The following is a 26,784-nucleotide window of genomic DNA, read 5'->3' on the forward strand; positions in this document are numbered from 1 at the left end:
TAAAACGGCTCGAACAGGTTCTCGATATCCTCGATCCCATGCCCGTTGTCGCGTACTGTCAGTACAGCCGTGTCACCCGCCGCCAGGATGATTTCCACATCCGGCTCTGCCACTGATTTGGTGGCGTCCAGCGCATTGCGCAAGAGGTTGACCATCACCTGCTCGATCCGCATCCGGTCCCCCATCACCACCACCGGCTCTTCTGGCAGGATCTGGGTGATCTTCACATGGCGCTGTCGCAGCTGCGGTTCCATCATCGACAAGGACGATGCCAGCGCTTCGCCAAGATTTACAGGTGAAAACGCATCCGCCCCCTTGCGAGCGTAAGATTTGAGCTGTCGCGTAATCGCCCCCATCCGCTCGATCAGACCATCGATGCGACCGAAACTTGCCAGCGCTTCTTCCGGCCGGTTTCGACGCAACAGCAGACGGGCACCGGCCAGATAGGTTTTCATTGCAGCCAGCGGTTGATTCAGCTCGTGACTGACCGCCGCTGACATCTCACCCAAAGCCGCCAGTTTCGAGCTTTGGGCAAGGGTCTGTTCGGCCAAATCCAACGTCTTTTCAACCCGTTCGCGTTCAGCGATTTCCCGCTGTAGCCTGGCGTTCAATGCGCGAAGCTCTGCCGACTCGCGCTGAAACAGGGTCATGCGCAGCGTCGCGCGTCGGCTCAGCGCGTAGAACGCCAGCGCCAGAAGAATCGCAAAGCCCATGATCTCGAGGGCCAGAACACTGTTCACTTTCTCGCGGATCGAGGCATAGGTCGTGAATGACGTCATTTGCCAGCCACGGAACGGGATGCGCGTTTCCAGACGCATCACGGCCTCGCCTTGCAGGTAGGCGTCAGGTGGCAAAGCGGTCCAATCGGTCGTCGCGCGAATGGCCCGTTGGATCGCCCCTTGCGGCGGTTGACGCAGCAGGGCCGCCCCCTCATCCAGACCCCGCCAGCGTGGCTCGGTGGACAGAATAATGGTTCCGGTGCTGTCAGTGACCATCACCGCATCCGAAATACCGGCCCATGCCTGTTCAAACTTTTGCAGATCAACTTCGACAACGATCACGCCCAGAATTTCGGCGCCGTTTTCCAGCCGGCGGGAATAGACAAAGCTGTATCCGCCGGATTCCTTGGGAATAACGGAAAAGATCGTCGCATTTGACCGGATTGCATCCACAAAATACGGAATATTCCTGTGCGCCTCGCCCAGTCTGTTCCGATCCGTCGCCGCAACCGTCCGCCCGTCACCATCCAACAGCATCAACGACGCCGCGCCGATTTCTTCCACGAACGAAATCAAACGCTGCGTCGATAACGAATAGTCCCTGGATTGCAGCGCCGAAATCAGTGTCGGGTCCCGTGCCAGCAATTGGGGCACGATCGAGTTGCGGCGCAGTTCGCTCAGCAAATTGCCGGAATACAGCGCAAGGCGCAGCTCGGCCCGGTTGCGGGTGGATTCGGTGAACCTGTCGGTCAACAAGCGGTTGGTGATCCAAACCGTTGCGATTGTTGCCACCATCAATACAATAACAGCCAGCCGCAGCCGCCACCCCAACGGGGCGCCGCGAAACGGTTTCAGCAGCTTTGACCAGCCTGATCGCACGTCCGAGTTCATGATCAGACGTTACGCGCGGGCGCGCGCGACCTCAAGTCACGCTGCTTCAAACACACCTGACAATGCGCGGAACAGCGCCACCCCGTCGGTGCCGCCATGGCCTTGATCGGCCGCGCGTTCGGGATGCGGCATCATGCCCAGAACACGACGGTTTTCGGAAAGGATCCCCGCGATATCACCGACCGAGCCGTTGGGGTTCTCGGTATAGGTGAATGCGATCCTGTCCTGGTCCCTCAACGTCGCCAGCGTTGCGTCATCCGCGAAATAGTTGCCGTCGTGATGCGCGATCGGAATACCGATCACATCGCCTGCGTTATAGCCACCGGTAAACACGCTGTCGCTGGTTTCGACTTTCAGACCCACAGTCTTGCAGATGTATTTCAGCCCGGCATTGCGCAGCAGCGCCCCCGGCAGTATCCCCGTTTCCGTCAGAACCTGAAATCCGTTGCAGATACCGACCGCATAACCGCCGCGTTCGGTGTGGTTGACCACGGCCTTGCAGATCGGCGACTGCGCTGCGATTGCACCGCACCGCAGATAGTCACCATAAGAAAACCCGCCCGGAACGCCCACGATATCGATACCATCCGGCAGTGCTGCATCCTTGTGCCAGACCATGTCGACCTGAAAACCGGCCTGCTCAAAGGCGACCGCAAGGTCTCGGTCACAGTTTGATCCGGGAAAAACGATTACGGCTGCGCGCATGGCGGGCCCTCCTACGAGACAAAATCGGTGACGACCGCAACGCCCGGAGGGGTTGGGTGGTCAAAGGCGGCAAGCTCGGCGCTCACCTGGTTCAGAGATATTTTTCGCGTGACCAACGGGTTCAGGTCGATCCCCCCGCCCGCGATCAGCGACAACAAAGACGGATAGCGCCAGCTTGGCATTCCACGTGTGCCAAAGACAGACAGCTGGCCAGAGTAGAGCACATCCATCGGCAACGCCATCTGGGTGTGATCGCCGGCAGGCATCCCGATCTGCACCATGCGCCCCAACTTGCGCAGGGAACGCATTGCGGAAACGGTCGTTGCTTCGATCCCAAGCGCCTCGATCGCAACATGGGCACCGCCACCGGTGATATCCTTCACCGCCTGTGGGGCATCACAGGCAGCCGCATTGACCACCGCATCTGCGCCCAGAGCCTTGGCGTAGTTCAGTTTGTCATCCGTGATGTCGACAATTACCACACGTGCGCCAAGCGCCTTGCCCAGCAGCAATGTGGAAATCCCGACACCGCCGCCGCCGAAGACGGCAATCCATTCACCGCCCTGAACCTGTGCCCGACCGACCAATGCCTGCCACGCTGTCGTCACGCGGCATCCCAACGCGGCTGCGATGTCCGGCGCTATGCTGTCCGGCAAGGGCGTCAGGTTCGCATCGGCATGGGCCACCGCGACATATTCCGCAAAAGCGCCGTCACAGGTGAACCCCGGCACAACCTGATCCGCGCAGATCGTCTGATGACCCTGCGCACAATCCGGACACCGGCCACAGGCCAGAATGAAAGGTGCAATCGCCCGATCCCCGACACGCCACCGGGTGACGCGCGCGCCGACGGAAACCACCTCGCCGCAATACTCGTGCCCTGGGGTCATGGGCAGGATGACGTCCGGGTCCGAACCAGACCACGCGTGCCAGTCAGACCGACACACGCCGCAGGCCAGCACCCGCACGACCACGCCGTCTTCCGCCGGTGCGGGATCCGGGATCGTCGTTACCTCAAGCGGCTGACGGTAGGTGATCAGACGCGCGGCCCGCATTCCATCAGACCAGTTCGATCTCGTAGCGTTCGATAACCGTGTTGGCCAATAGCTTTTCGCACATCTCGGTCACATCTGCTTCGGTCGCGCCGTCGGCCAGTTCAAGGTCGATCACCTTGCCCTGACGCACACCTTCGACCTGATCAAAGCCCATTGCGCCCAATGCGTGCCGAACCGCTTCGCCCTGCGGGTCCAGCACCCCGTTCTTGAGCATCACATGAACCCGTGCTTTCATTTTGGCAACTCCACCTGCGGGCCGCAATCCGGGACCCATTTCGTTGCGCGGGGGATAGCGCGCCAAATGGCTTTCGACAACCCTGTTTGCAAAGCAGTTTGCCGCAGCAATCCAACTATCCGCCTTCTTTGGTCAATCCCGGATAATGCGCATCAATTGCATGGAACGTGCCAGTCAGAACCATCTCGACCGCGACGGCGACCAGCAGGATGGCCATGATCCGGGTCAGGACGTTGATCATTGTCTCACCCAACAGGCGCGAGATCTGATCTGCAAACAACAATCCCAGCCCCACGATCGAGCAGGCAATCAGGATCGCCGAACCCAGCGTCACGATTTCGGCGCCGTTCGACAGTTGGTGCGAAAAAACGATCGTGATGGCAATCGTGCCCGGCCCGATGGTCAAAGGTATCGCCAGCGGTACGACCGCAAAATTCAATTTCCGCTCGTGCCCGTCGTCTATCGCGGACTGATCGCCCTGCGGCCGGTCCTCGGCCTTCAACATCGACATCCCAATTCCAAAAATGATAATCCCGCCGGCAATCCGGAAAGCCGGCACATCGATGCCAAAAACCCCAAGCACCTCTTCCCCGATCACGACAGCGGTCAGCGCAATGACGGTAACCGAGATCATGACAACAACCGCAACATGCCGCCGTTCTGCCGCAGTGCAGTTCTTTGTCATGCTCAGAAAAATCGGGATGTTGTAAAGCGGATTGAAGATTGCAAGCACGGCGGCCAGAAACTTCAGAAATACTGTCTGATCAAACAGTTCCGCCATTTGACACCCAACCTGAACCTTTTGTGTCTGCCCGTGGCAAACATGCTGGGGAAACGGGAAACTGTCAAATTCAACGGCGAACGAAAAAGCGCCGCAAACTCGGTTGCGGCGCTTTGGCAAGCTTCTGATCCAACTGTTTCTAGTTGATCAACGTCGGCTTGGTAACATTGTTGCTGGGCAGGACGCCTAGCCGGCGTGCAACTTCGGAATAGGCATCGGTCAAACTGCCCAAATCACGGCGGAAGACGTCCTTGTCCAGTTTCTGGCCGGTTTCGATATCCCACAGGCGGCAGCTGTCAGGGCTGATCTCGTCAGCAACGATCAGTCGCTGATAGTCGCCTTCAAACACGCGGCCGATCTCGATCTTGAAATCGACCAGACGAATGCCCACCGCCAGCATCACACCGCTCATGAAATCGTTCACGCGCAAGGCAAGGCTGAGGATATCGTCCATGTCCTGCTGGCTGGCCCAGCCAAACGCGGCGATATGTTCTTCGGTGACCAGCGGATCACCCAGCGAATCGTCCTTGTAGCAGTACTCGACGATCGGGCGCGGCAGTTGCGTGCCCTCTGCAATACCCAGGCGCTTGGACATCGATCCAGCGGCATAGTTGCGCACGATCACTTCCAGCGGAACGATTTCGCAGTTGCGAACCAGCTGTTCACGCATGTTCAGGCGGCGAATGAAGTGGTTCGGAATGCCAATCTGGGTCAGGCCGGTCATGAAGAATTCCGACAGGCGATTGTTAAGCACACCCTTGCCGTCGATCACGTCCTTCTTTTCCGCGTTGAAAGCGGTGGCGTCATCCTTGAAATACTGGACGATCGTGCCCGGTTCGGGGCCTTCGTACAGAATCTTGGCCTTGCCTTCGTAGATTTTCTTGCGACGCGCCATAAGCGACCTTTCCACTCTGCACAGAGGGATTGAGTCCCCTCACGTTGGCGTTCTCATAGTCCAAGCACCCATTTCCCGCAAGTTCATGTACCCGAGAGGCTTTGACGCAGCGCAAATCCCTTGCGCATGGGACGTCGTATAGTCATATCATCAGGAAAGAAGACATAACCCAAGAGGTCCTTGCCCTATGACGACGTTCGACGAACGCGAAAACGCCTTTGAAGCCAAGTTTGCCCATGATGAAGAGATGCAGTTCAAAGCACAAGCCCGCTGCAACAAGCTTTTGGGTCTGTGGGCTGCTGAAAAACTGGGTAAATCCGGTGCCGACGCCGAAGAATATGCAAAGACGGTTGTGATTTCCGACTTTGAGGAAGCCGGGCACGAAGATGTCGTTCGCAAGGTTTCGGGCGATCTGGGCAACCTGTCCTCGGACGAGGAAATCCGCGCAAAAATGGCCGAGCTTCTGCCCGAAGCCAAGGCACAGGTCCTGAGCGAGACCAACTGAGCCTAGGGCGTCCGACTCATGATCTTCATGAGTTTTATGAATTTGATTTGACGCCTTGGTCATGAGACACGGGGCGTCTCTTTTTTTAACGGCGTTTTTGCCCCTTTTCCTGGAACAACCCTATGACAAACGCGCTGAGCAAGCTTCTGGAATCCAATGACGCCATTCTGGCCGATGGTGCCACGGGAACGAATCTGTTCAACATGGGACTGCAATCTGGTGACGCTCCTGAACTCTGGAACGTGGATGCCCCGGACAAGATCCGGGCTCTGTATCAGGGGTCGGTTGATGCAGGCAGCGACCTGTTCCTGACCAACACATTCGGCGGCACAGCGGCACGGCTGAAACTGCATGACGCGCACAACCGCGTGGGCGAACTGAACCGCATCGGCGCCGAGCTGGGGCGCGAAATCGCCGACAAGGCCGGACGACCAGTCGTCGTCGCAGGATCGGTCGGCCCGACTGGTGAAATCATGGAGCCGGTCGGCAGCCTGTCGCACGCGGAAGCCGTGGAAATGTTCCACGAACAGGCGGAAGCGCTGAAAGAAGGTGGGGTGGATGTTCTGTGGGTGGAAACCATCAGCGCCCCCGAAGAGTTTCGCGCCGCTGCCGAAGCCTTTGCCCTGGCCGACATGCCCTGGTGCGGCACAATGAGCTTTGACACGGCCGGACGCACGATGATGGGTGTCACCTCGGCCGATCTGGCCAAGCTGGTCGAAACCCTGCCGAATCCTCCCATCGCCTTTGGTGCGAATTGCGGCACCGGCGCATCCGACATTCTGCGCACCGTACTGGGCTTTGCCGCGCAAGGGACTGAGCGCCCCCTGATTTCGAAGGGCAATGCAGGCATTCCGAAATACGTGGATGGTCACATCCATTATGACGGTACGCCCGAACTGATGGGGCAGTATGCCGCCATGGCGCGGGATGCCGGTGCGACGATTATTGGCGGGTGCTGCGGAACCATGCCGGACCACCTGCGCAAGATGCGTGAGGCGCTGGATACCACACCTCGTGGCGAACGCCCGACGCTCGATCAGATCACTGATACGCTGGGTCCGTTCACATCCGCCTCGGACGGGACGGACGACGATGCGGCACCAGATCGCCGCACACGCCGCCGCCGCCGCGCATGATGCCAGCCTGATCAGCGCCCTTCGAATTTCGGAGGGCGTTTTTCCATGAAGGCCACAACACCTTCGGCAAAATCCCTCGAGCGGCCACATTCGCCTTGCAGGTGCGCCTCGGTCGCAAGCTGCTGTTGCAGGGTGTTTTCATACGTTCCGCGAACGGCTTGCTTGATTGCGCCATAGGCGGCCGTGGGGCCTTTTGCCAGATACTCTGCCCTCTTGCGCCAATGATCGTTGAAGGAGTCATCCGGCACGGCTTCCCAGATCATGCCCCATTCATCCGCCTGCTTTGCGGTGATCTTGTCGGCAAACAAGGCCGCGCCCATTGCTTTGGCCAACCCCATCTGACGGGGCATGAACCATGTCCCCCCGGCATCGGGAAGCAGACCGATACGGGCAAATGCCTGAAGGAAATAGGCGCTTTCCGTGGCAATCACCACATCGGCACAAAGGGCAAGGTTCGCGCCTGCCCCGGCCGCCGGTCCGTTCACCGCGGCAATCGTGGGCACCGGACAATTGTGGATCGTCTCCAGCATCGGTTCATATTCATCCCGCAGCGACCGTTCCAGATCGATCTTGCCGGTCGAAGACGCATCGCCCAGATCCTGCCCGGAACAAAACGCAGGGCCCGAACCGGTGATGACGACACAGCGCGCCTTGACCGCTGCATCTTTCATAGCGTGCGTGATCTCTGCCCGCATCTGGGTGGTCAGCGCGTTCATCTTGTCCGGCCTGTTCAGCGTCAGAACTGCCAGACCGTCTGCAATCTCCAGAGCAACCGTTTCGTATTTCATGAAAACCCTCCCGTCGCGCCATGTGTTTTTGCACACTTACTGGCCCGGACGGGACGGGAAAAGCAGAACCACGCGTCAGTCTTCAAGAATTTGACGCAGACGTTCTTTTTCGTCCTCGCTCAACGCGGCAGAGTCCACCGACGCACGGGCCTTGGCCCGGGTACGGAGAAAGTTCAACCCAACCGCGGCAGCGATCAACAGCATGATTGGCCCGGCCAGCCACAAAAACAGGTTTGAGCCGCTGGCAGTCGGTTTCAGAAGTACGTATTCGCCATACCGATCAACGATAAACGCGATCGCCTGTTCATCCGTATCCCCAGCCACCAACCGTTCCCGCAACAACACGCGCAGATCACGCGCCAGATCCGCGTTGCTTTCGTCGATGCTCTCATTGCGGCACACAAGGCAGCGCAGCCCGGCGCTGAGATCCCGCGCCCGCTGTTCCAGAACCGGATCATCCAGAACTTCGTCAGGCTGCACCGCAAAGACAGGGGTTGCGAGCATCATCACAATCAGAACAAGGCGTTTCATTCCGCAGGTACTCCGCCGACCGGGGTTTTTCTTGCGCCAGCGGCCACGCGGAAGCGCCTGTCACACAGGCTCAGGACACCGCCAAGCGCCATCAGGATACAGCCGCCCCAGATCCAGTTTGCCAGTGGCTTGATATAGGTTCTCATCACCCACCCACCATCTGCCTGTTGATCGCCGATCACGACGTAAAGGTCCCCGAGGAAACGATAATCGATCGCCGCTTCGGTGGTGGGCATCCGCGCAACGGGGTAATCCCGCTTTTCCGGGTGCAATGTCCCGATCGGGCGGCCGTTCTTTTCAACCAGAACATCCGCCGTGGTCGAAAAATAGTTCGGCCCCTCGACCCGACGGACATCTTGCAGCGTCAGCGTGAACTGTCCCACTTCGAAAGGTTGGTTGGGTTGGGCGACGCGAATATCCTCGTCCTCCCATGCAGTCAGGCCCGCAATGGCAAAGATGGTAACACCCAGCCCGGTATGAGCAACGGCTTTACCCCAATCCGCCCCAGGCAGACGGAACAAGCGTTTCAGGCTGCCATTGCGCCCCGTACGGCTCCACAAATCAACGATGGCGCCAAACGTAATCCACGCCCCAAGGAACAGGCCCACCGGCCCCAAAGCGCTGCGGCCGGTCTGCATCGCCCAAACCAGCAGGGCAATCGCCAAGGCCAGACCAAAGGCATAGCGCAGCGACCAGGCCGTTTTTCCAATCCTCCCGCGTTTCCACGGCAACATGGCCCCAATGGGAAGGATCAATCCCAGCAAAACCATGAAAGGAGAGAATGCAGCGTTGAAGAACGGCGCCCCGACCGAGAGTTTGCGATCAAACATCATCTCGGCCACCATCGGCCACATGGTACCGACAAAGACCACGAAACAGCTGACCGCCAGCAGAACATTATTTACGACCAACGCGCTTTCGCGGCTGACCATGCCGAAGACACCCTTGGCCTCCATCGCCTGCGCCCGTGCGGCAAACAAAGTCAGCGCCCCGCCGATGAAAACCACCAGAATGAACAGGATGAACACCCCGCGTTCCGGGTCATTGGCAAAGGCGTGAACCGAAGTCAGCAGCCCTGAACGAACGATGAATGTTCCGATCAGCGAAAACCCGAAGGCAATGATCGCCAGCAGGATGGTCCAGCTTTTCAGCGCCTCGCGCTTCTCGACAACGATTGCCGAATGCAGCAGCGCTGCGGCCAGGAGCCACGGCATGAAAGAAGCGTTCTCAACCGGATCCCAGAACCAGAATCCGCCCCAGCCTAGTTCATAATAGGCCCACCAGGACCCCAAGGCGATGCCGATGGTCAGAAAGACCCAGGCCGCCAGCGTCCATGGGCGAACCCAGCGCCCCCATGCCGCATCGATACGCCCTTCGATCAGCGCGGCGATGGCAAAACTGAACGCCATGCTCAGCCCCACATAACCGAGATACAGAAATGGCGGGTGGAAGGCCAAACCGGGATCCTGCAACAGCGGGTTCAGATCCCGCCCGTCAAACGGCGCAATTGCCAGCCGGTCAAACGGGTTCGAAGTAAACAGAATAAAGCCAAAAAACGCCACGGCAATGGCAGATTGAACCGAAAGCACACGCGCTTTCAGGCTTGGGGGCAACCCGCCCCCAAAGAACGCCGCCATCGCTCCGAACAGCGTGACAATCAGCACCCAGAGCAGCATCGATCCTTCGTGGTTTCCCCACGTCCCGCTGATCTTGTAGATCATCGGCTTGGCCGAATGACTGTTTTCGACCACGATCCGCAGCGAAAAGTCCGACACGATGAAAGCCCAGATCAGCGCACCGAAGGAAAATGCAGTCAGCAGATACTGGACGATGGCAGCAGGCTCGGCAAAGGCCATCCAGCCGGTCCAGTTTTTTGAAGCACCGATCAGAGGCACCACGCTTTGCACGATGGCGACGAAAAAGGCGAGGATGAGGGCGAAGTGGCCAAGCTCTGTAATCATGCCCCGGAATATACTGCGAGGCCGAACCGGGGGCCATTAACTTTCGCACGATCCGGGGGCACATAGTGTCGCGGGTCAAAGCCCCCGAAGCTTGCGCCAATCGGTCAATGCTGGATTCGCATCAGGGCGCGAGGCGTTCTGTATCAGGTTTGCATCAGGGCCGGGGTCGGCGACGCCCGGGCTGTCGCTGCGCATGGCCCGTACCGTTTCTATGTTCCCCATGACCGTCGGCAACCGCTGCATGGTTGCGCCTATATCCCGCTGAAAATCCTGCATTTTGCTCTGATGGCGCGCACCAAAATAGAAAGAGACGATCACGCCCAGCAACCACCAAAGAGGTTCCGGCACCAGCGCAATGCCCTGCATGCGTTCAGCGAACCACAGCGGATCCACCATTGCGGCAACAAACAATCCCAGCGTTCCAAGTGCCAACGCCGGGCGCGGCAACCGGTTCACGCCATCCATGACGCGGTCGAACAGGCCTTTTTGAGGAACCACGAACTCTCGGCCGAACTGCGTCATTGCCTGACTTTGCAACTCTGTCGCTCTCTCAGCACGGGACTCGGCGTTTTCCCGGTATATTTCAACCGTCTCACGCACAGCGTTGCGACCGCCCCCGAACAGCAGCGCCAATACCCCCGAGATCAACCCCATGCCGCAACCCTTTCGTTGAATTCACTTTCCGTCAGACGATAGCGTGGCGACAGAAACTCTTCGGCCCGTTTGATCCAGCCTCCTTTGCCACCGGATCGGGTGCGCGCGTATTTTCTGGATGCCGGTCGTTTGTCGGCCAGCCGAAAGTAATAGTTCCGCCGCGCCACGCCATACGCATCGCGCAACGCGTTGGGATCTGGTTGGGCCGCGTCTTCGCACGCCTGCGCCGTTTGCGCGCCGATCACGCCATCTGCCACGACGTCAAACCCCATATCACGCAACAGCCGTTGCAGGATTATTACTGCTTGCGCACCGGCATTGACATACATGTCAAAAACAGAGGCATACAGAACATCCGGCAACAGCGCGATGCGTGGCTTTTCAAAGTAGTGCTGAACAAAGATATCGACCGCCTCGTGCTGAGTAAGCGCCCGGACATCCGCCACGTCAACCAGCCCATCCCCGGTCAGGTCCAGTCCAAGCCTGCGCATCGTGTGGATCGTGACACCGAATTTGGTTGCCCCGCCCGGATCGTCCGGGTCATTTACGAACCCGCCTTCCCGACGCACAATTTCATTGGCAATCTGCCGAACCGTTTGCATAGCGCCCTCATTTCGTTGAATGGCGCTGACGATCCCGAAAAAGAATTAACAAGCCTGAACGACCGAGGGCGCTGCCCGCATCCCGCGCGCAACGCCCTCAATACAAATATTGCTCAGGTCAGCTTTCTTCAGCCTCTTTGTACACACCCTGCTCTTTCAACGCGTCCACGACTTCCTTCGGCATATAGGTTTCGTCATGTTTGGCAAGAATTTCAGTGGCTTCGAACACACCGTTCACGTAACTCCCAGTGCCGACCATGCCCTGATTTTCTGAAAACAGATCAGGCAGAACGCCGGTGAAAGAAACCTTGACGCTTTCGCCGCCGTCGGTGACGACAAAATGTACGGTTTCGCCCTGCCCACGGATGATTGAACCTTCTTCGACCAGACCGCCAATCCGAAAGACCTCGGTTGGCTTGGGTGGTTCGGCAACCACCTGGCTTGGCGAGCGGAAAAAGTTGATCCCGTCGCGCATGGCATAGCCAATCAACGCCGTCGATGCCACCAAGGCAACGACAGCTACCAGAATGACTTGAACTCGGCGACGTTTCTTGAGCGTTTTCATACCGTCCTCACGGGAATAACGGTGCCATCATCAGGCCCCGGGTTTCTATCTCACCTAACATCAGGTTGGCGTTCTGCAAGGCTTGGCCGCTGCTACCTTTTGTCAGGTTATCCAGCGCTGCGATCACGATCGCGCGCCGTTCGATCCGGTCTGCCACAACACCGATATGACAGAAGTTGGACCCGCGCACGTGGTGGGTCGATGGTGTCTCGCCCATCGGAAGCATCTGAATGAAGGGTTCATCCGCATAAGCCTTTGCAAGCGTTTCATAGATGCTGTTCGGGTCACCTTTCACGTAGGTCGTGGCCAGAATGCCCCGGTTTGCAGGGATCAGGTGCGGTGTGAACTGCACATGAACCGCACGCCCGGCCAGTTTGCAAAACTCCTGATCGAACTCGCCCAGATGCCTGTGGGTCCCGCCGACGGCATAGGCGTTGGCGCCTTCACTCAGTTCGGCGTGCAGCAGGTTTTCCTTCAGCGACCGCCCTGCCCCGGATACAGCACATTTCAGGTCCAGCACGATATCGTCCAGATCAATCACCCCGGCAGAAACAAGCGGCCGCAGAACGTATTGACCGGTTGCCGCGTTGCACCCCGTGCCCGCCACCAGCCGCGCGCCCCGGATTTCGTCGCGATAGAACTCGGTCAGGCCATAAACGGCCTCTTCCTGCTGCTCAAGCGCGGTATGCGGGTTTCCGTACCACTTTTCATATTCATCCGGGTCAGTCAGCCGGAAGTCAGCAGACAGATCGATGATCTTCAGATCCTTGGGCAGTGCACTGATCACTTCCTGACTGGTCTTGTGCGGAAGGGCACAAAAACACAGATCGATCCCGGAAAAATCGATTTCGGAAATCTTGCACAGATCCGGCAGGTCCATGTGGCGCAGATGCGGGAAAACCTGCGCCATGGTCATCCCCGCCTTGCGTTCGGCGGCCAGCGCGGTGATTTCCATGTTGGGGTGTTCGGCGATCAGCCGCACCAGTTCTGCGCCGGTATAGCCCGAAGCGCCCAGAATTGCGATTTTATGGGTCATGTCAGACCTCTTCTCAACGTGTGTCACATGTTACGACCGCCGATGCGACGGTCTTGAAATAATGAAAGCAGAGCGGCCGCGTCCTTGACCTAAGTCAGGCGGCCTCGAATGTGATTTGTCGTCGGAGGAACTGTGTCGCCCGATCGCTCACCACATTGGGTTTCCCCGTCGTCAGGAACCCTCCAGGGCCGTTACCCAGCATCTTGGGGTGGCGATGCAGATAATCTGCAAGGCTTTCCGCAACCAGCGCCCCCTGGCTGTAGACCTGCACGTCAGGTCCCAATGCCGCCTGAAACACGTCAGCTAAAAGCGGGTAATGCGTACAGCCCAGAATAGCCGCCTGCGGTTCAGGCATCTTGCGCTTGAGGGCTTCCACATGGCTGCGCACCAACGCCTCGGCCAGGATCATGTCACCGTCTTCAATGGCATCCACGACGCCACCACATGCCTGCGCCTCGACATCCACGCCAATTGCCCGGAACGCCAACTCGCGCTGAAAGGCCCGGCTGGATACAGTGGCGGGCGTGGCGAACAAGGCGACATGCTTGACCGCCACTTCGCGTGGTGGGGAATTGTCGCCCCATTGCCGTTCGGTCAGGGCTTCGATCAAGGGAACAAAGACACCAAGCACACGTTTACCTTCGGGCACGCCCTCTTCCTGCATCCGGCGCAGCGCCGCCGCGCTGGCGGTGTTGCAGGCCAGAATCACCAAGTTGCAGCCGCGATCCCAAAGGTCCTGCACGGCCTTTCGGGTCAGCTGATAGATGTCCTCGGCATCGCGCACACCGTATGGGGCATGCGCGCTGTCCGCGAAATACAGGAAATCAACGTCAGACAGACGTGTCTGCGCGGCGCTCAGGACGGTAAGACCGCCCAATCCGGAATCAAAGATACCTACTGCCATTAGCCCCTTCAGGCGCGATGCCGTTCCTCAAATTCATAGCCATAGTCATAAGACTTCAGCGGTGTCGGAGACAGCTCATACGTCGCTTTGCGCAGGAAATCCATCATCTTGCGCGTATCCTTGCCCAACGGATCCAGAATGTCGCGCCTGATCGGCGCGCCAATCACCACTTTGACCGGAGTATCGACACGCTTTTTGAACTCCTTGATCAGCAACCCCATGCGCAGGGTGTTGTGCATATGGCTTGCAATCTGAAACAGACGTGACGTGTGCCCGTCGAAGAACACCGGAACGACAGTGGCATTGGATTTCGCCACCATGCGGGCTGTGAAACCGCGCCACCCCGGATCCATGGGATACGCGAACGGATTAACGCCGGTGCTGACCGTACCCCCAGGGAAAATTCCGATCGCGCCACCATCGCCAAGGTAGTTCAATGCGGTTTTCCGCGTATCCAGATTCAGTTTCACCGCTTCTTTCGTTTCATCGAACGAAACAGGCAAAACGATACGGTTCAGGTCTTCGGCCTTGCGGAAAACGCGATTTGCGAGAATTCGGAAATCACCACGGGTCTGAGACAATATATGCCCCATCATCAGCCCATCCAGAATTCCATACGGATGGTTTGCAATCAGGATAAGCGGACCTTCTTTGGGGATATTCGCCAGCGAGCCACCGACGACATCCAGGGTCAATCCATAGCGATCGACCATGACCGACCAAAAATCCCGACCCTTTGCGACTTCTTGTTCGTATCCGTCGGCCCGTTTGATCAGACGCAACCGTCCCGTGGTGTTCTCCATCAGCCTGATGACCAACCGCCCACCCTTGGTTTCGGCGGAATGCGCATACGAGATGTCACGAACGACATGACGACGAGAAGACATGAAGGGCTCCGTTTTGCTGCCCGCAAAATAAGTACAAGCAACAGGTTTGACCAGCTATCGTGACACCCTTGTGACGAATTACTCTGCCGCAGCTTGCAATTCAGGCCCACCGCTGCGGATGACCGCCAGCAACTCCTCTCGCCGTTTCGCAGCCTTGGCCTCATTTTCCCGCAATACCGGCCCAAATCCGCGGATATCCAGCGGCAAACGGGCCAGGGCGACAATCGCATCGCGGGTGTCCTGCGACACCAGGGGCAGAACCTCGCGCATGTCCTTTTCATACTGTCGGATCAGGGCGCGCTCCATCTTGCGTTCGGATGAATATCCGAAAATGTCCAGTGGAGTGCCGCGCAATGCCTTCAGTTTGGTCAACAGCTTCAATGCAGTCAGGATGGATTCGCTGAATGCACGCTTTTTCGGCCTGCCGTTGCTGCCCGATCCGCCGAATATCGGCGGGGCAAGGTGAAAGGTCATCTTGAAGTCACCGTCAAACTCGGCCGCCGCTTTTTCCCGACTGGTCAACAGAAGGCGCGCAACCTCGTATTCGTCCTTGTACGACAACAGCTTGTGATACCCTTTTGCCACCGCTTCGCGCACATCCGCGTCCTCGACACTGTCCACCAGCTTGCGGTACCGCCTGGCCAGCCGGGTGCTTTGATATTCCGTCAGGTGCTGCGCGCGAAACGCGATGATCTGGTCCAGTGTCTTGGGCATTTTTGCCACGGTCGGCGCAAGGATGGATTGCACATCTTCCGGGTGCAGAACCGCCCAACGTCCGATATCAAACGCACGTTTGTTGCGTTCGACCGCTGTGCCGTTCAATTCGATGGCCTCAAAGATCGCCTGATGGCTGACCGGCAACAGCCCGCGCTGCCAGGTCGCGCCGAAGATCATCATGTTGGAATAGATTGAATCCCCCATCACCGCGCGCGCCAACTCGGTCGCGTCAAACAGCGAGACATCTTCTTTCAGCCGCGCTTGCAGGGCCAGTTCCAGCTGGTCCGCCGGAATGCGGAACTCGGTATCACGCGTGAAGTCGCCCGTCACCGTTTCATGGCTGTTCACGACAGCCCCCGTACGCCCGGTGCGCGTCAGGCCCAACGTCTTTGCGCCGGCCGAGACCACCAGATCGCCGCCGATCAGCGCGTGGGCCTCGCCAGTGGCGACGCGTATCGCGCTGATGTCCTCGGGGCGGTTGGCCAATCTACAGTGAATGTGGACTGCGCCGCCTTTCTGCGCCAGGCCCGCCATTTCCATCATACCCGCGCCTTTTCCGTCGATCTGCGCCGCCTGCGCAAGGATGGCGCCAATGGTGACGACACCCGTACCGCCAACACCGGTAATCACGACGTTGTGCGTACCGGTGATCTTCGGCAGATCCGGTGTTGGCAAATCTGGCAGATCAATTTCGGTCGTCGCCTCTTTGCGAATTTTTGCGCCCTCAAGCGTCACGAAAGACGGGCAGAAGCCGTTCAAGCACGAAAAATCCTTGTTGCAGCTCGATTGATCTATGGCCCGCTTGCGGCCCAGCTCGGTCTGTTTGGGAACGATCGACACGCAGTTTGACTGTACACCGCAATCACCGCAGCCTTCACAGACATCAGTATTGATGAACACACGCTTGTCTGGATCGGGGAATGTGCCGCGCTTGCGGCGGCGGCGCTTTTCGGCTGCGCAGGTTTGTACATAGACGATGACCGATACGCCCTTGATCTCTCGAAACTTCTCCTGCACCTGCATGAGGTCGGCCCGCTCGTATGTCTGAACGCTGGCGGGCAAAGCCTTGAAGTTGACGTCTTCTTTTTCATCGTAAACCAGGGCCACCTCTCGGACACCCATAGCCTGGACCTCGGCAACGATCCGTTCGGCGGTCAGGTCGCCTTCGTTGTCCTGCCCGCCGGTCATGGCAACCGCGTCGTTGAACAGGATCTTGAAGGTGATGTTCGTACCCGCAGACAACGCTGCCCGGATCGCCTGAACGCCCGAATGGTTGTACGTGCCATCGCCAAGGTTCTGGAACACGTGCTTGGTCGTCGAAAACGGAGCCTCGCCGATCCAGTTCGCGCCTTCCCCACCCATCTGAGTGAAACCGGTCGTCTCGCGATCCATCCATTGAACCATGTAGTGACAGCCGATGCCGGCATAGGCGCGGCTGCCTTCCGGTACCCTGGTCGAGCTGTTATGCGGGCAGCCGGAACAGAAATACGGAAGTCGCGTCGCGATTTCCTGTGCATTGTCGGCCCGGCGTGCTTCTGACAAAGACGCCAGCCCGGCCCGGATACCATCGGTCTCGCGCCCCTCTTCTACCAGGATCTCGCCAAGCTTTTCAGCGATCATGATCGGGTCAAGCGCACCGCGCGTCGGGAACAGTTCTTCGCGGTGCAATGTCCCGGCACCGCCTTTGTACCAGCCATAGACCCGGCGTCCGCGCCGGTCGTCAAAAATGGCCTCCTTGACCTGAACCTCGATCAGCTTGCGCTTTTCCTCGACGATCACGATCAGGTCCAGCCCCTCGGCCCAGTCGTGGAATCCGGCCATATCCAGCGGGAAAGTCTGCCCCACCTTGTATGTGGTAATCCCCAGACGCTCGGCCTCGGCTTCGTCGATATTCAAAAGCGAAAGCGCATGTGTCAGGTCCAGCCAGTTTTTGCCCGCCGCGACGAAACCGATCTTGGCGCCGGGATTGCCCCACATCCGCTTGTCCATCTTGTTGGCGTGCGAAAACGTCTCGGCCGCGAATCTTTTGTAATCGATAACACGCGTTTCCTGCAGATGCGGCGTGTCCCCCAACCGGATGTTCAACCCACCTTCCGGCATGTCGAACTCAGGGATGACCATTTGCATCCGGTCCGGACTTCCATCCACGACCGAGGTAACTTCGATCGTGTCTTTCATCGTCTTCAGGCCCACCCAGACCCCCGCGAAACGGCTGAGTGCAAATCCATAAATTCCATAGTCGAGGACTTCTTGAACGCCAGCAGGGCTGACGATCGGCATGTACATGTCGACCAGCGACCATTCCGACTGATGCAGCACCGTCGAGCTTTCGCCGGTATGGTCATCGCCCATCGCCACGAGCACACCGCCATGTTTGGCTGTCCCCGCCATGTTTGCGTGGCGCATGACGTCACCGGACCGGTCGACGCCCGGCCCCTTGCCATACCAAAGCCCGAATACCCCATCGAATTTGCCGTCGCCGCGCAGACCCGCCTGCTGGCTGCCCCAAAGCGCGGTGGCCGCCAGGTCTTCGTTCAAGCCGAACTGAAACGTGACATCGCTTTCGGCCAGTGGCTTTTGCGCCCGCATCATTTGCTGATCGACTGCCCCCAAAGGAGACCCGCGGTACCCGGTGACCAATCCCGCTGTATTAAGCCCCGCTTGCCGGTCTCTGGCCTTTTGCATCAGCATCAAGCGCACAAGCGCCTGCGTTCCATTCAGAAGAACCGGGTTTTTCTCAAGATCGAACCGGTCGTTCAGCGTTATCTGTGGCTGGCTCATCAGACGTCTCCCCTCGTCAGATCAGTGTGCTTTACTTGGGTTCATTTTAGGTCATAATTTCTGACCTGTATAGAATTTATCCACTGATATGTAACGATTTCGTCCATTGAATGTAGAACTTGTCACCTATTTCATATAGGGCTTCTGAAAGATAACGAAAGTTGCGGTGATGGATTGGGACAAGCTTAGAATATTTCATGCGGTAGCCGATGCGGGCAGCCTTACGCACGCCGGAGACAAGCTGAACCTGTCTCAATCCGCCGTAAGCCGACAGATCCGCGCATTGGAAGAGTCTCTGGATGCCACCCTGTTCCACCGTCACGCGCGGGGGCTGATTCTCACCGAACAGGGCGAGTTGTTGTTTGACGCCACATCCGCCATGTCGAAACGGCTGGATGCCGCAGCTGCGCGTATTCGGGACAGCGAGGAAGAAGTCTTTGGTGTTTTGCGGGTCACGACGACCTTCGGCTTTGGTACACTCTGGCTGGCACCGCGCTTGCCCAAACTCTATGAGCAATACCCTGATCTGAACATCGACCTGATGCTTGAAGAACGCGTTCTGGATCTTCCGATGCGCGAAGCGGACGTCGCCATCCGCATGAAAGAGCCCAGCCAGGCGGACCTGGTGCGCAAGCGCCTGATGACAGTTCAGATGGTACTATATGCAACGCAGGACTATATCGAAAGCCACGGCGGCATGTTGCAGTCCCTGGAAGAGATCAAGAACCACCGTCTGATCTGCCAGACCCCTGCGGCACCGCAGGTTGGGGCCAGTGCCGCCATGGTGCGCCACCTGATGACCTACAATCCGGCATCCTTGTTGACTGTGAACAACTATTTTGGTGTGCTTCAGGGCGTTTTGCACAATCTGGGCATCGGTGTTCTGCCGGATTACGTCACGCAGGATTTTCCGCACCTTGTGCCCATCCTGTCAGACATAGAAACCGCAGATGTTCCGGTCTATCTGGCCTATCCGGAAGAATTGCGGCATTCAAAGCGCGTTGGCGCGTTTCGCGATTTCGTGCAGGACGAAATCATCGCACAGCGTAAGCAACTGAAACAGATGGGAAAACTGTAGCTATGCGTAAAAAGCATATCGGACATGAATAGATCACAGGGTAAATTGCCTTGAACGTTCACAATCTGACCCCTAAATGAGCACTCGAAGGCGGTGATGCTGAAACGCTCATCATCTTCATACCTCCCTGTTGGACTACGGCCGAGCTTATTGCTCGGCCTTTTTTTTGGCTGGACCCTGCATTAAGTCTGCGAAAGCTCTGGGAAAAATACACGCATAGGCATATGATCCCCAAAAAACGATACAATTTCGTGTTTGAGGGAAAATACATGTTCCACCCACTCCGCCTGGTTTTGGCGCTCGTCTCTGCATTGTTTATGGCAGTGCCACTATACGCACAGGACGCCGGTTCAGCTTCTACAGTGACCATTCCGGAAGACCTCACGCCCGAACAGGTCGACGATCTTGTTGCTCGCATGTCCGATGACCAAGTTCGCGCAATTCTGTTGGAACGCCTTGATGCCGTGGCGGAAAAACAAGCCGCCGAGAAAGCAAACGTAGAAGACCCGTTGACCGAGATAAGCGAGATCTGGGCAGCCATGGTCGCGTCCTGGACACATGTTCTGACCACGCTTCCCAACATAGTGACCGCGCAGATTACCGCGTTCAGCAATTTTAGCGATACGTTCGGAACGACTGGCGTCTTTACACTTATGGGGCTTGTCCTCTCTGTGCTTGTCGTCGGGTTCATTGCGGAAAAGCTGTTCATCTTCCTGACCCGCCGCTGGCATGAAGCAACCGAAGCCGCGGACGAGGCCGACCTTTGGGGCGCCGTCAGATACCTGTTTCGTCGGTTCTGCCGGGAAATCGCCGGTCTGATCGTTTTCTATGTCGTGATCCGCGCGGTTGGCCGCGGTCTTTTGACAACGGAACAGATCACCTATGCTGCACCGTTTGTATTCTATCTTATCTGGGTGCCGCGTTTGGGTGCCGCTGCCTCCCGGTTTGTTCTGGCACCAGAGAAGCCGCAATTTCGGTTGGTCAATATCGACGACCACTGGGCAAAGTACCTGCACCGCAACCTGATCGGCCTTTTGATCCTGATCGGTTTCACGCTGTTCGTCGTTCGGTTCAACGCGCTCAATGGCATCACGGGTGACGATACCCGCATCGGCTTCTGGCTGAACGCAGCAATTCACGTCTATGTCGCCGTAATCGCCTGGACCGCGCGTGAAGGACTGTCGCAGATGATGCTGGGGACAGACCCGGATCACACGAAATTCGATGAAGAAGTTGCGCATTATTACCCCTATTTTGCCATCGGCGTTTCGGTGGCAATCTGGCTGCTGGTCGAGTTCCTGGTCGCGCAGCGTGATCCGGCAACATTGAGATTGCTGACCAGTGGTGCGCATTTCACGACGATGTTCTGGTTGTTGATTGCCCCTGCGCTGGATACGCTGATCCGTGGTCTCGTGCGGCATTTGCAACCGCCCATGTCGGGTGAAGGTCCTCTTGCCGAACGCGCCTACCGTTCCGCGAAACGCAGCTATATCCGGATTGGTCGCGTTATCGCGGGCTTGGTCGTGGTTTTCATGATTGCACGTGCATGGCATCTTGATCTGCGCAATGTCGCGTCGGCCGGTGTCAGTGCCGAAGTCGGCGGTGCTGTGATCGAATTCCTGCTGATCATTGCCGTTGGCTATATCCTGAACGAGGTCGTCTCACTCTGGATCAACCGCCGGTTGGCCAAGGAACAGACTGCGGCCGAGGCGCTGGACGAAGAAGCAGGCGGTGAAGGCGGCGGTGCCGGCGGCTCTCGTCTGGCGACGGTTCTGCCCCTGATGCGGATCACGGCCCAGATCACGATTGCCGTGATTTTTGGCCTGCTGGCGCTGGGTGCATTGGGCATCAATATCACGCCGCTTTTGGCTGGTGCCGGTGTTCTGGGTCTGGCGATCGGTTTTGGTGCGCAGAAGCTGGTTGCTGACATCGTGGGCGGGGTTTTCTTCCTGATCGACGATGCCTTCCGCGTCGGAGAATATGTCGATGTTGGCGGCACGATGGGAACCGTCGAGAAAATCTCGGTTCGCTCCATGCAGTTGCGTCACCATCGCGGCCCCGTACACACGATTCCGTATGGTGAGATTCAGAAGCTGACAAATTTCAGCCGCGACTGGGTGATCATGAAGCTGAAATTCACCGTGCCGTTCGACACCGATCCCAACAAGGTCAAGAAGATCTTCAAGAAGATCGGTGCTGAGATGATGGAGGACGAGACCCACAAGGATGGCTTCCTGCAACCGTTCAAATCGCAAGGTGTGTTCGACTTTGACGATGTCGGCATGATCATCCGCGGCAAGTTCATGGCCAAGCCCGGCAAGCAGTTCACACTGCGCAAGGAGATCTTCAACCGGGTCAAGGCGGCCTTCAAGGAAAACGGCATCGACTTTGCCCGCCGCGAGGTGCGCGTTGCGATTCCGGGGCTGGACGACAATGAAAACCTGACCCCGGAACAGAAGACGGCTGTTGGCGCCGCAGCCGCAGCGCAGCTCAACAAGGATCAGGGATCGGCGTAAGCTTCGCGGTCCACGCCAGCTGCATGCACCCATTTCGGGGCGCATACATCCGGAACCGGCAGTGATGCCGGTTCCGTTTTTCTTTGAAAGACGCAACCTGCGCCGTCTTGACCCTTTCCACACGCGCGCGCTTGCCCTACAAGGCGCGCAATCTCGGCCCACTTGGACACAGGACAGAAGATGCAAGAGCCCGCCATCACACCCGATCTGATTGCCGCACACGGGCTCAAGCCCGAGGAATATGACATGATCCTCGAGATCATCGGGCGTGAACCTACTTTCACCGAGCTCGGCATTTTCTCGGCGATGTGGAACGAGCACTGTTCCTACAAATCTTCCAAGAAATGGCTGCGCACCCTGCCCACCTCCGGGCCCCAGGTGATCTGCGGACCCGGTGAAAATGCAGGTGTGGTGGACATTGGCGACGGTCAGGCTGTTGTTTTCAAGATGGAAAGCCACAACCACCCGTCTTACATCGAACCCTATCAGGGTGCAGCGACCGGCGTAGGGGGCATCCTGCGCGACGTCTTTACCATGGGCGCTCGTCCTATTGCATCCATGAACGCATTGTCCTTTGGCGAACCCGGCCACCACAAGACCCGTCAACTGGTCAACGGCGTGGTCGAGGGTATCGGCGGCTATGGCAACTGCTTTGGCGTGCCTTGCGTCGGTGGCGAAGTGCGCTTTCACCCCGCATACAATGGCAACTGCCTTGTAAATGCGTTTGCGGCCGGTCTGGCTGACAGTGACAAGATCTTCTATTCGGCCGCGTCGGGCGTGGGTATGCCCGTCGTCTATCTGGGCGCAAAAACCGGGCGTGATGGCGTGGGCGGCGCGACAATGGCATCCGCCGAATTCGACGACACAATCGAAGAAAAACGCCCCACCGTTCAGGTCGGCGACCCCTTCACCGAAAAACGCCTGATGGAGGCGACGCTGGAACTCATGCAGACCGGTGCCGTGATCTCGATCCAGGACATGGGCGCAGCGGGCCTGACCTGCTCGGCCGTTGAAATGGGTGACAAAGGTGGCCTTGGCGTACGTCTTGATCTGGAAAACGTTCCTCAGCGCGAAGAAAACATGACAGCCTATGAGATGATGCTGTCCGAGTCTCAGGAGCGTATGCTGATGGTCCTTAAGCCCGAGCTTGAGGCCGAGGCCCGCGCCGTGTTCGAAAAATGGGATCTCGATTTCGCGATCGTTGGCGAAACCATTGCCGAAGACCGCTTTCTGATCATGCATAACGGTGAAGTCAAAGCCGATCTGGTTCTGTCCAAACTGTCTTCTACCGCGCCGGAATACGACCGCCCATGGGAGCCTACACCACAGGCAGAAGAACTGGCCGAAGTGCCCCAGATCGACCCGATTGACGGGCTGCGCGCCCTGCTCGCTTCGCCCAACTACGCAGGCAAGCAGTGGGTCTATGAACAGTACGACACCATGGTGATGGCAGATTCCGTCCGCACGCCGGGTCTGGGTGCGGGCATGGTCCGCGTCCACGGGACCGACAAGGTGCTTGCCTTCACATCCGACGTGACCCCGCGCTATGTGCGCGCAAACCCTTTTGAGGGCGGCAAACAAGCCGTGGCCGAAGCCTATCGCAACCTGACTGCCGTCGGAGCCAAGCCGCTGGCCACCACGGACAACCTGAACTTCGGCAACCCCGAAAAGCCCGAGATCATGGGCCAGTTTGTCGGTGCCATTCAGGGCATCGGCGCCGCAGTCGGCGCGTTGGATATGCCGATCGTGTCGGGCAACGTCTCTCTGTACAATGAGACCGACGGGCAGGCCATTCTACCGACCCCCACCATTGGCGCAGTCGGCCTGTTGCAGCACTCGGACGAGGTCATCGGCAACGAGGTGCGCGAAGGCCACGTCGCTCTGGTGATCGGTGAAACCAAGGGGCATCTGGGTCAATCCGCCCTTCTGGCCGAAGTGTTCAACCGGGAAGACGGCGACGCCCCGCATGTCGATCTGGATGCCGAAAAGCGAAACGGTGATTTCATCCGCGCCAACCGCGAGATGATCAAGGCCTGCACCGACCTCAGCGATGGCGGTATCGCCTTGGCAGCTTTTGAGTTGGCAGAAGCCACAGGTGTTGGCGTATGTCTGGACGATGCCCCGACTGAATTCCTATTCGGTGAAGATCAGGCCCGCTATCTGGTTGCGTGCAATTTCGATCAGGCCGAGGCATTGATGATTGCGGCCGGTCAGGCCGGCGTTCCACTGAATGCGGTTGGTCGTTTTACCGGCGAGACGGTCAAGATCGGCAGCTCGGAAGCCTCGCTTGATGAACTTGCCGCGATTTACCGCAACAGCTTTGCCGAGGCCGTCGCCTGACAACGCCACGCGAATGCCAATCGAAACCCGCGTCGTGATCCGGTGCGGGTTTGGTTGTTTTTGCATGTGCCAGTGCTCTTGCACGCCCGGTTCATGCGCTCTACATCTTGGGAAAGACCTTCTGGAGTTACCTACATGCCGATGAGCGCCCACGAAATCGAACACCTGCTGCGCGAAGCCTTTCCTGATGCCGAGATTCAGGTCGGCGGAAATGACGGTGTTCATATGTCTGCCATGGTGGTGGACGAAAGCTTTCGCGGAAAAAACCGGGTCCAACAGCAACGTGCCGTATATGCCGCGCTGAAAGGCAAGATGGACGGCCCGGACGGAGAATTGCACGCGCTGGCGCTGACCACCAAAGTGCCAGAATAAGCTTCTCGGCTTCTTTCGAGGCGAACATATGACTCTCCCGTTGGAGAAACGAATAGGAAACGCAAAATGACCGACGTAAAAACCCAGATCGACGAAACCGTCAAAACCAATGACGTGGTGCTGTACATGAAAGGCACCAAGGAGATGCCACAATGCGGTTTCTCGTCCCGCGTGGCTGGCGTTCTGAACTATATGGGCGTCGAATACACCGACGTAAACGTTCTGGCCGACGAAGACGTGCGTCAGGGCATCAAGGACTATTCCGACTGGCCAACCGTGCCGCAGCTTTATGTCAAAGGCGAGTTCGTTGGGGGCTGCGACATCATCACCGAGATGACCCTTTCGGGTGAACTGGACACGTTGTTTGACGAAAACGAAGTCGGCTACAACAAGGAAGCAGCCGACAAAATCCGCGAAGCAAACGCGTAAAGCGGTCTATCGGCTGGAACAATCCTGATAAATCGCCTGCTCATTGGCGGCACCCGCCGCCAAATAGCTAATCGACGCGTTCCAGCCTTTTGAGCGCAAGATATAGGTTCCTTCGGCTCCGAGAGATTCATATCGGATGCCCGACCCGCTTTCGACCTGGCGCATCGCGACCAAAGTATTGTCCACCATCGTCGCCGCCGCACCTGAACCGTCGGGCGCGTTGAAATAGGTCACCGGCAACGGCACGCCGTTCTCGCAGGTGAAGGTGACAGACAGAATGTCGATTTCGGCGAGTGCCGCTGTTGCCGGGAAAGCAAGCAAAGCACCGCAGAAGAAAGTGCGCAGATACGTCATTGTGCTTTCTTCTCCTCGACGACCGAAGCCAATGCTTCCGCACGCGCTGCCAGCTCGGCCAGCGTATCGGTGACGGATGGCGGCACCACCGCGACTTCAATGCGTTCAGGTTCCGGCGCGGGCGCATTTCGCAGCGATTGCAGCTCGGCCTCGGTCTCGGCCAGCCTGGTCTCCAGCGACTTGACCTTGTCTTCCGTTGCCGCCGTCTTGTCAGCCAACAGCAGACCCGCCATCAGCAACATGCGCGCTTCCGGCATCCGCCCAATCTGATCGGAAAGAACCTGCGCTTCGTCATCCAGCATTTTGGCGGCCGCGTGCAGAAAGGGTTCTTCCCCGTCCCGGCAGGACACGTCAAAACCGCGCCCGCCAATATGAATGGTTACCTCGGGCATTACTCTACCTCACCTTCTACAAGTTTTGCCTGCGACAGCAGAGGTTCCAACCGTGCCAAAACGGCCTGCGCTTCGGCGGCGTCCGAAGCCTGCGCCGCACGTGTCGCCTCCAACTCGGCAACAGTGGCGCGGTTCAGCAATTCGGCATCCGTCAGCCCTTCTGCGGCCGCAGAACGCAATTCTTCGACCGAATTCCGCAACTGCTCGTTCGCCTTGCGCATACGTTGCAGATCGTCATCCAGCCGGGACATCGCAGCGCCATGGCTGGCCCGTTCGGCCCGCAGCATCTCAAGCTCGGCGCTCAGATCATCGACCCGTTCCGTATCTTCAAGCTCTGCCTTGAGGCGGCTGTTTTCCGCCTCGACTTCTTTTGCCTGAGCAAGCAATTCACGCAATTGCTCAAGCTCGGCTTTCAACGCCGAAGGATCTTCGATGCCCTCAAGTCCGGCGCGCAGCCTTTCGTTCTCGGCCCTCAATGCGTCCAGTTCGGCACTGTTGTCCAAGGCCGCCTTGGCCTCGGCCAGCTCGGCGCGGGCCGCTTCGACAGACGCGATTTTCGCCCTGGCTTCCTCCAGCTCTGCGCGCAGTGCATCCGCATCTGCGGCATCCGCTGGTTCCGTGCGCTGCTCTTCCAGTTCGGCACGCAGCGCGTCCACTTGATTTTCGTGCTGCTCTTTCAGGGTCTTCAGTCGTTCCTGAAGCTGCGCATTGGCAACTCTTTCGTCTTCAAGTTCGGCCTGAAGCCTCTCACTTACCTCAGCATTCCGGGATGCACCGCCCAACCCCTCGACGCCCGCACTGATACGATCCATCGCAGCAATAATACGGTGCTGTAGTTCCTCTAACTGGCTCATGCCCCTGTCACCTCTTTATCAAGGTTCATTCTGTCGCGAAGTGATCCGAATCAAAACCGAATCCCGCTTGCCGACAGTCTAACGGAATGCGACAGAAAATA

The 26,784-nt window shown here is 58.1% G+C and carries 26 protein-coding genes; 7 read left to right on the forward strand and 19 right to left on the reverse strand.

Annotation, left to right across the window (positions count from 1 at the left end; all coding sequences use genetic code 11):
* The 6 genes from AC2FNN_RS10665 to purC all read right to left on the reverse strand — a co-directional run.
* A partial coding sequence (locus AC2FNN_RS10665) for a sensor histidine kinase (RefSeq protein WP_496758540.1) occupies positions 1-1,514 on the reverse strand: 1,514 nt, incomplete at its 3' end.
* Between the two features lie 132 nt (positions 1,515-1,646).
* On the reverse strand, positions 1,647-2,315 hold the full coding sequence (gene purQ, locus AC2FNN_RS10670) for a phosphoribosylformylglycinamidine synthase subunit PurQ (RefSeq protein WP_496758484.1): 669 nt from the start codon (positions 2,313-2,315) through the stop codon (positions 1,647-1,649).
* An 11-nt stretch (positions 2,316-2,326) separates the two neighbouring features.
* Entirely contained in the window at positions 2,327-3,370 is a 1,044-nt protein-coding gene (locus AC2FNN_RS10675; protein ID WP_496758485.1) for a zinc-dependent alcohol dehydrogenase family protein, read from the reverse strand.
* Positions 3,371-3,374: 4 nt separating this feature from the next.
* Positions 3,375-3,605 (reverse strand): phosphoribosylformylglycinamidine synthase subunit PurS, encoded by a 231-nt coding sequence (purS, locus tag AC2FNN_RS10680; RefSeq protein WP_117872765.1) that lies wholly within the window; start codon positions 3,603-3,605, stop codon positions 3,375-3,377.
* 115 nt (positions 3,606-3,720) lie between these two features.
* Positions 3,721-4,386 carry a MarC family protein gene (locus tag AC2FNN_RS10685; RefSeq protein WP_496758487.1) on the reverse strand — a complete coding sequence of 222 codons (666 nt, stop codon included), beginning with the start codon at positions 4,384-4,386 and terminating at the stop codon, positions 3,721-3,723.
* A gap of 139 nt (positions 4,387-4,525) precedes the next feature.
* Positions 4,526-5,281 (reverse strand): phosphoribosylaminoimidazolesuccinocarboxamide synthase, encoded by a 756-nt coding sequence (purC, locus tag AC2FNN_RS10690; RefSeq protein WP_117869044.1) that lies wholly within the window; start codon positions 5,279-5,281, stop codon positions 4,526-4,528.
* A gap of 187 nt (positions 5,282-5,468) precedes the next feature.
* On the opposite strand from purC, the gene AC2FNN_RS10695 reads away from it, so the two are divergent.
* Positions 5,469-5,786, forward strand: coding sequence for a DUF1476 domain-containing protein (locus AC2FNN_RS10695; protein WP_152457893.1), 318 nt, complete (start codon positions 5,469-5,471; stop codon positions 5,784-5,786).
* Positions 5,787-5,908: 122 nt separating this feature from the next.
* The gene (gene bmt, locus AC2FNN_RS10700; protein ID WP_496758489.1) at positions 5,909-6,922 is read left to right on the forward strand and encodes a betaine--homocysteine S-methyltransferase; all 1,014 of its coding nucleotides are present in this window, start codon (positions 5,909-5,911) and stop codon (positions 6,920-6,922) included.
* Positions 6,923-6,933: 11 nt separating this feature from the next.
* Here the strand turns inward: bmt and AC2FNN_RS10705 are convergent, their stop codons facing one another.
* The 10 genes from AC2FNN_RS10705 to AC2FNN_RS10750 form a co-directional block, all read right to left on the reverse strand.
* Positions 6,934-7,710 (reverse strand): enoyl-CoA hydratase-related protein, encoded by a 777-nt coding sequence (locus AC2FNN_RS10705; protein ID WP_496758490.1) that lies wholly within the window; start codon positions 7,708-7,710, stop codon positions 6,934-6,936.
* A gap of 75 nt (positions 7,711-7,785) precedes the next feature.
* Positions 7,786-8,241, reverse strand: a complete 456-nt coding sequence (locus tag AC2FNN_RS10710) for a cytochrome c-type biogenesis protein (protein WP_496758492.1) — start codon at positions 8,239-8,241, stop codon at positions 7,786-7,788.
* The gene (locus AC2FNN_RS10715; RefSeq protein ID WP_496758494.1) at positions 8,238-10,202 is read right to left on the reverse strand and encodes a heme lyase CcmF/NrfE family subunit; all 1,965 of its coding nucleotides are present in this window, start codon (positions 10,200-10,202) and stop codon (positions 8,238-8,240) included. The genes AC2FNN_RS10710 and AC2FNN_RS10715 overlap by 4 nt, the downstream gene beginning before the upstream one ends.
* 75 nt (positions 10,203-10,277) lie before the next feature.
* Positions 10,278-10,856 (reverse strand): holin family protein, encoded by a 579-nt coding sequence (locus tag AC2FNN_RS10720; protein ID WP_496758496.1) that lies wholly within the window; start codon positions 10,854-10,856, stop codon positions 10,278-10,280.
* A complete protein-coding gene (locus AC2FNN_RS10725) occupies positions 10,847-11,458 on the reverse strand; it encodes a holin-associated N-acetylmuramidase (protein ID WP_496758497.1) in 612 nt (203 codons plus the stop codon). The genes AC2FNN_RS10720 and AC2FNN_RS10725 overlap by 10 nt, the downstream gene beginning before the upstream one ends.
* A 118-nt stretch (positions 11,459-11,576) precedes the next feature.
* Positions 11,577-12,023: a cytochrome c maturation protein CcmE gene (ccmE, locus tag AC2FNN_RS10730; RefSeq protein ID WP_496758499.1), complete on the reverse strand. Its 447-nt coding sequence runs from the start codon at positions 12,021-12,023 to the stop codon at positions 11,577-11,579.
* A 7-nt stretch (positions 12,024-12,030) separates the two neighbouring features.
* Complete coding sequence (gene argC, locus AC2FNN_RS10735; protein ID WP_496758501.1) at positions 12,031-13,059, reverse strand: N-acetyl-gamma-glutamyl-phosphate reductase; 1,029 nt, start codon at positions 13,057-13,059, stop codon at positions 12,031-12,033.
* A gap of 94 nt (positions 13,060-13,153) precedes the next feature.
* Positions 13,154-13,963, reverse strand: coding sequence for a glutamate racemase (locus tag AC2FNN_RS10740; RefSeq protein WP_496758503.1), 810 nt, complete (start codon positions 13,961-13,963; stop codon positions 13,154-13,156).
* A gap of 8 nt (positions 13,964-13,971) precedes the next feature.
* Positions 13,972-14,850 (reverse strand): lysophospholipid acyltransferase family protein, encoded by an 879-nt coding sequence (locus AC2FNN_RS10745; RefSeq protein WP_496758505.1) that lies wholly within the window; start codon positions 14,848-14,850, stop codon positions 13,972-13,974.
* 78 nt (positions 14,851-14,928) lie between these two features.
* Positions 14,929-18,348: an indolepyruvate ferredoxin oxidoreductase family protein gene (locus tag AC2FNN_RS10750; protein ID WP_496758507.1), complete on the reverse strand. Its 3,420-nt coding sequence runs from the start codon at positions 18,346-18,348 to the stop codon at positions 14,929-14,931.
* 169 nt (positions 18,349-18,517) lie between these two features.
* Between AC2FNN_RS10750 and AC2FNN_RS10755 the strand changes: the two genes are divergently transcribed.
* The 5 genes from AC2FNN_RS10755 to grxD all read left to right on the forward strand — a co-directional run bounded on the left by AC2FNN_RS10755 (position 18,518) and on the right by grxD (position 25,083).
* The gene (locus AC2FNN_RS10755; RefSeq protein WP_496758508.1) at positions 18,518-19,426 is read left to right on the forward strand and encodes a LysR family transcriptional regulator; all 909 of its coding nucleotides are present in this window, start codon (positions 18,518-18,520) and stop codon (positions 19,424-19,426) included.
* Positions 19,427-19,695: 269 nt separating this feature from the next.
* On the forward strand, positions 19,696-21,942 hold the full coding sequence (locus AC2FNN_RS10760) for a mechanosensitive ion channel domain-containing protein (RefSeq protein ID WP_496758510.1): 2,247 nt from the start codon (positions 19,696-19,698) through the stop codon (positions 21,940-21,942).
* Positions 21,943-22,122: 180 nt separating this feature from the next.
* Positions 22,123-24,282 (forward strand): phosphoribosylformylglycinamidine synthase subunit PurL, encoded by a 2,160-nt coding sequence (gene purL, locus AC2FNN_RS10765; RefSeq protein WP_496758511.1) that lies wholly within the window; start codon positions 22,123-22,125, stop codon positions 24,280-24,282.
* Between the two features lie 135 nt (positions 24,283-24,417).
* Positions 24,418-24,654: a BolA/IbaG family iron-sulfur metabolism protein gene (locus tag AC2FNN_RS10770; protein WP_152457878.1), complete on the forward strand. Its 237-nt coding sequence runs from the start codon at positions 24,418-24,420 to the stop codon at positions 24,652-24,654.
* A 66-nt stretch (positions 24,655-24,720) separates the two neighbouring features.
* The gene (gene grxD, locus AC2FNN_RS10775; RefSeq protein ID WP_496758513.1) at positions 24,721-25,083 is read left to right on the forward strand and encodes a Grx4 family monothiol glutaredoxin; all 363 of its coding nucleotides are present in this window, start codon (positions 24,721-24,723) and stop codon (positions 25,081-25,083) included.
* Positions 25,084-25,089: 6 nt separating this feature from the next.
* On the opposite strand, the gene AC2FNN_RS10780 is transcribed toward grxD, so the two are convergent.
* Genes AC2FNN_RS10780 through AC2FNN_RS10790 form a run of 3 tightly spaced genes read right to left on the reverse strand, consistent with a single transcriptional unit; the run spans position 25,090 to position 26,683 of the window.
* On the reverse strand, positions 25,090-25,437 hold the full coding sequence (locus AC2FNN_RS10780; protein ID WP_496758515.1) for an MliC family protein: 348 nt from the start codon (positions 25,435-25,437) through the stop codon (positions 25,090-25,092).
* A complete protein-coding gene (locus AC2FNN_RS10785) occupies positions 25,434-25,829 on the reverse strand; it encodes a cell division protein ZapA (protein ID WP_496758516.1) in 396 nt (131 codons plus the stop codon). The genes AC2FNN_RS10780 and AC2FNN_RS10785 overlap by 4 nt, the downstream gene beginning before the upstream one ends.
* Positions 25,829-26,683 carry a hypothetical protein gene (locus AC2FNN_RS10790; protein ID WP_496758517.1) on the reverse strand — a complete coding sequence of 285 codons (855 nt, stop codon included), beginning with the start codon at positions 26,681-26,683 and terminating at the stop codon, positions 25,829-25,831. Before AC2FNN_RS10790 ends, AC2FNN_RS10785 begins: the two co-directional genes overlap by 1 nt.
* Between the last annotated feature and the right edge of the window lie 101 nt (positions 26,684-26,784).

The sequence above is a fragment of the Ruegeria sp. BHSA118 genome (assembly GCF_059613405.1).

Coding starts and splice junctions, on each gene's coding strand:
- purQ (WP_496758484.1), bottom strand. CDS start 2,315: ATGCGCGCAGCCGTAATCGTTTTTCCCGGATCAAACTGTGACCGAGAC.
- AC2FNN_RS10675 (WP_496758485.1), bottom strand. CDS start 3,370: ATGCGGGCCGCGCGTCTGATCACCTACCGTCAGCCGCTTGAGGTAACG.
- purS (WP_117872765.1), bottom strand. CDS start 3,605: ATGAAAGCACGGGTTCATGTGATGCTCAAGAACGGGGTGCTGGACCCG.
- AC2FNN_RS10685 (WP_496758487.1), bottom strand. CDS start 4,386: ATGGCGGAACTGTTTGATCAGACAGTATTTCTGAAGTTTCTGGCCGCC.
- purC (WP_117869044.1), bottom strand. CDS start 5,281: ATGGCGCGTCGCAAGAAAATCTACGAAGGCAAGGCCAAGATTCTGTAC.
- AC2FNN_RS10695 (WP_152457893.1), top strand. CDS start 5,469: ATGACGACGTTCGACGAACGCGAAAACGCCTTTGAAGCCAAGTTTGCC.
- bmt (WP_496758489.1), top strand. CDS start 5,909: ATGACAAACGCGCTGAGCAAGCTTCTGGAATCCAATGACGCCATTCTG.
- AC2FNN_RS10705 (WP_496758490.1), bottom strand. CDS start 7,710: ATGAAATACGAAACGGTTGCTCTGGAGATTGCAGACGGTCTGGCAGTT.
- AC2FNN_RS10710 (WP_496758492.1), bottom strand. CDS start 8,241: ATGAAACGCCTTGTTCTGATTGTGATGATGCTCGCAACCCCTGTCTTT.
- AC2FNN_RS10715 (WP_496758494.1), bottom strand. CDS start 10,202: ATGATTACAGAGCTTGGCCACTTCGCCCTCATCCTCGCCTTTTTCGTC.
- AC2FNN_RS10720 (WP_496758496.1), bottom strand. CDS start 10,856: ATGGGGTTGATCTCGGGGGTATTGGCGCTGCTGTTCGGGGGCGGTCGC.
- AC2FNN_RS10725 (WP_496758497.1), bottom strand. CDS start 11,458: ATGCAAACGGTTCGGCAGATTGCCAATGAAATTGTGCGTCGGGAAGGC.
- ccmE (WP_496758499.1), bottom strand. CDS start 12,023: ATGAAAACGCTCAAGAAACGTCGCCGAGTTCAAGTCATTCTGGTAGCT.
- argC (WP_496758501.1), bottom strand. CDS start 13,059: ATGACCCATAAAATCGCAATTCTGGGCGCTTCGGGCTATACCGGCGCA.
- AC2FNN_RS10740 (WP_496758503.1), bottom strand. CDS start 13,963: ATGGCAGTAGGTATCTTTGATTCCGGATTGGGCGGTCTTACCGTCCTG.
- AC2FNN_RS10745 (WP_496758505.1), bottom strand. CDS start 14,850: ATGTCTTCTCGTCGTCATGTCGTTCGTGACATCTCGTATGCGCATTCC.
- AC2FNN_RS10750 (WP_496758507.1), bottom strand. CDS start 18,348: ATGAGCCAGCCACAGATAACGCTGAACGACCGGTTCGATCTTGAGAAA.
- AC2FNN_RS10755 (WP_496758508.1), top strand. CDS start 18,518: ATGGATTGGGACAAGCTTAGAATATTTCATGCGGTAGCCGATGCGGGC.
- AC2FNN_RS10760 (WP_496758510.1), top strand. CDS start 19,696: ATGTTCCACCCACTCCGCCTGGTTTTGGCGCTCGTCTCTGCATTGTTT.
- purL (WP_496758511.1), top strand. CDS start 22,123: ATGCAAGAGCCCGCCATCACACCCGATCTGATTGCCGCACACGGGCTC.
- AC2FNN_RS10770 (WP_152457878.1), top strand. CDS start 24,418: ATGCCGATGAGCGCCCACGAAATCGAACACCTGCTGCGCGAAGCCTTT.
- grxD (WP_496758513.1), top strand. CDS start 24,721: ATGACCGACGTAAAAACCCAGATCGACGAAACCGTCAAAACCAATGAC.
- AC2FNN_RS10780 (WP_496758515.1), bottom strand. CDS start 25,437: ATGACGTATCTGCGCACTTTCTTCTGCGGTGCTTTGCTTGCTTTCCCG.
- AC2FNN_RS10785 (WP_496758516.1), bottom strand. CDS start 25,829: ATGCCCGAGGTAACCATTCATATTGGCGGGCGCGGTTTTGACGTGTCC.
- AC2FNN_RS10790 (WP_496758517.1), bottom strand. CDS start 26,683: ATGAGCCAGTTAGAGGAACTACAGCACCGTATTATTGCTGCGATGGAT.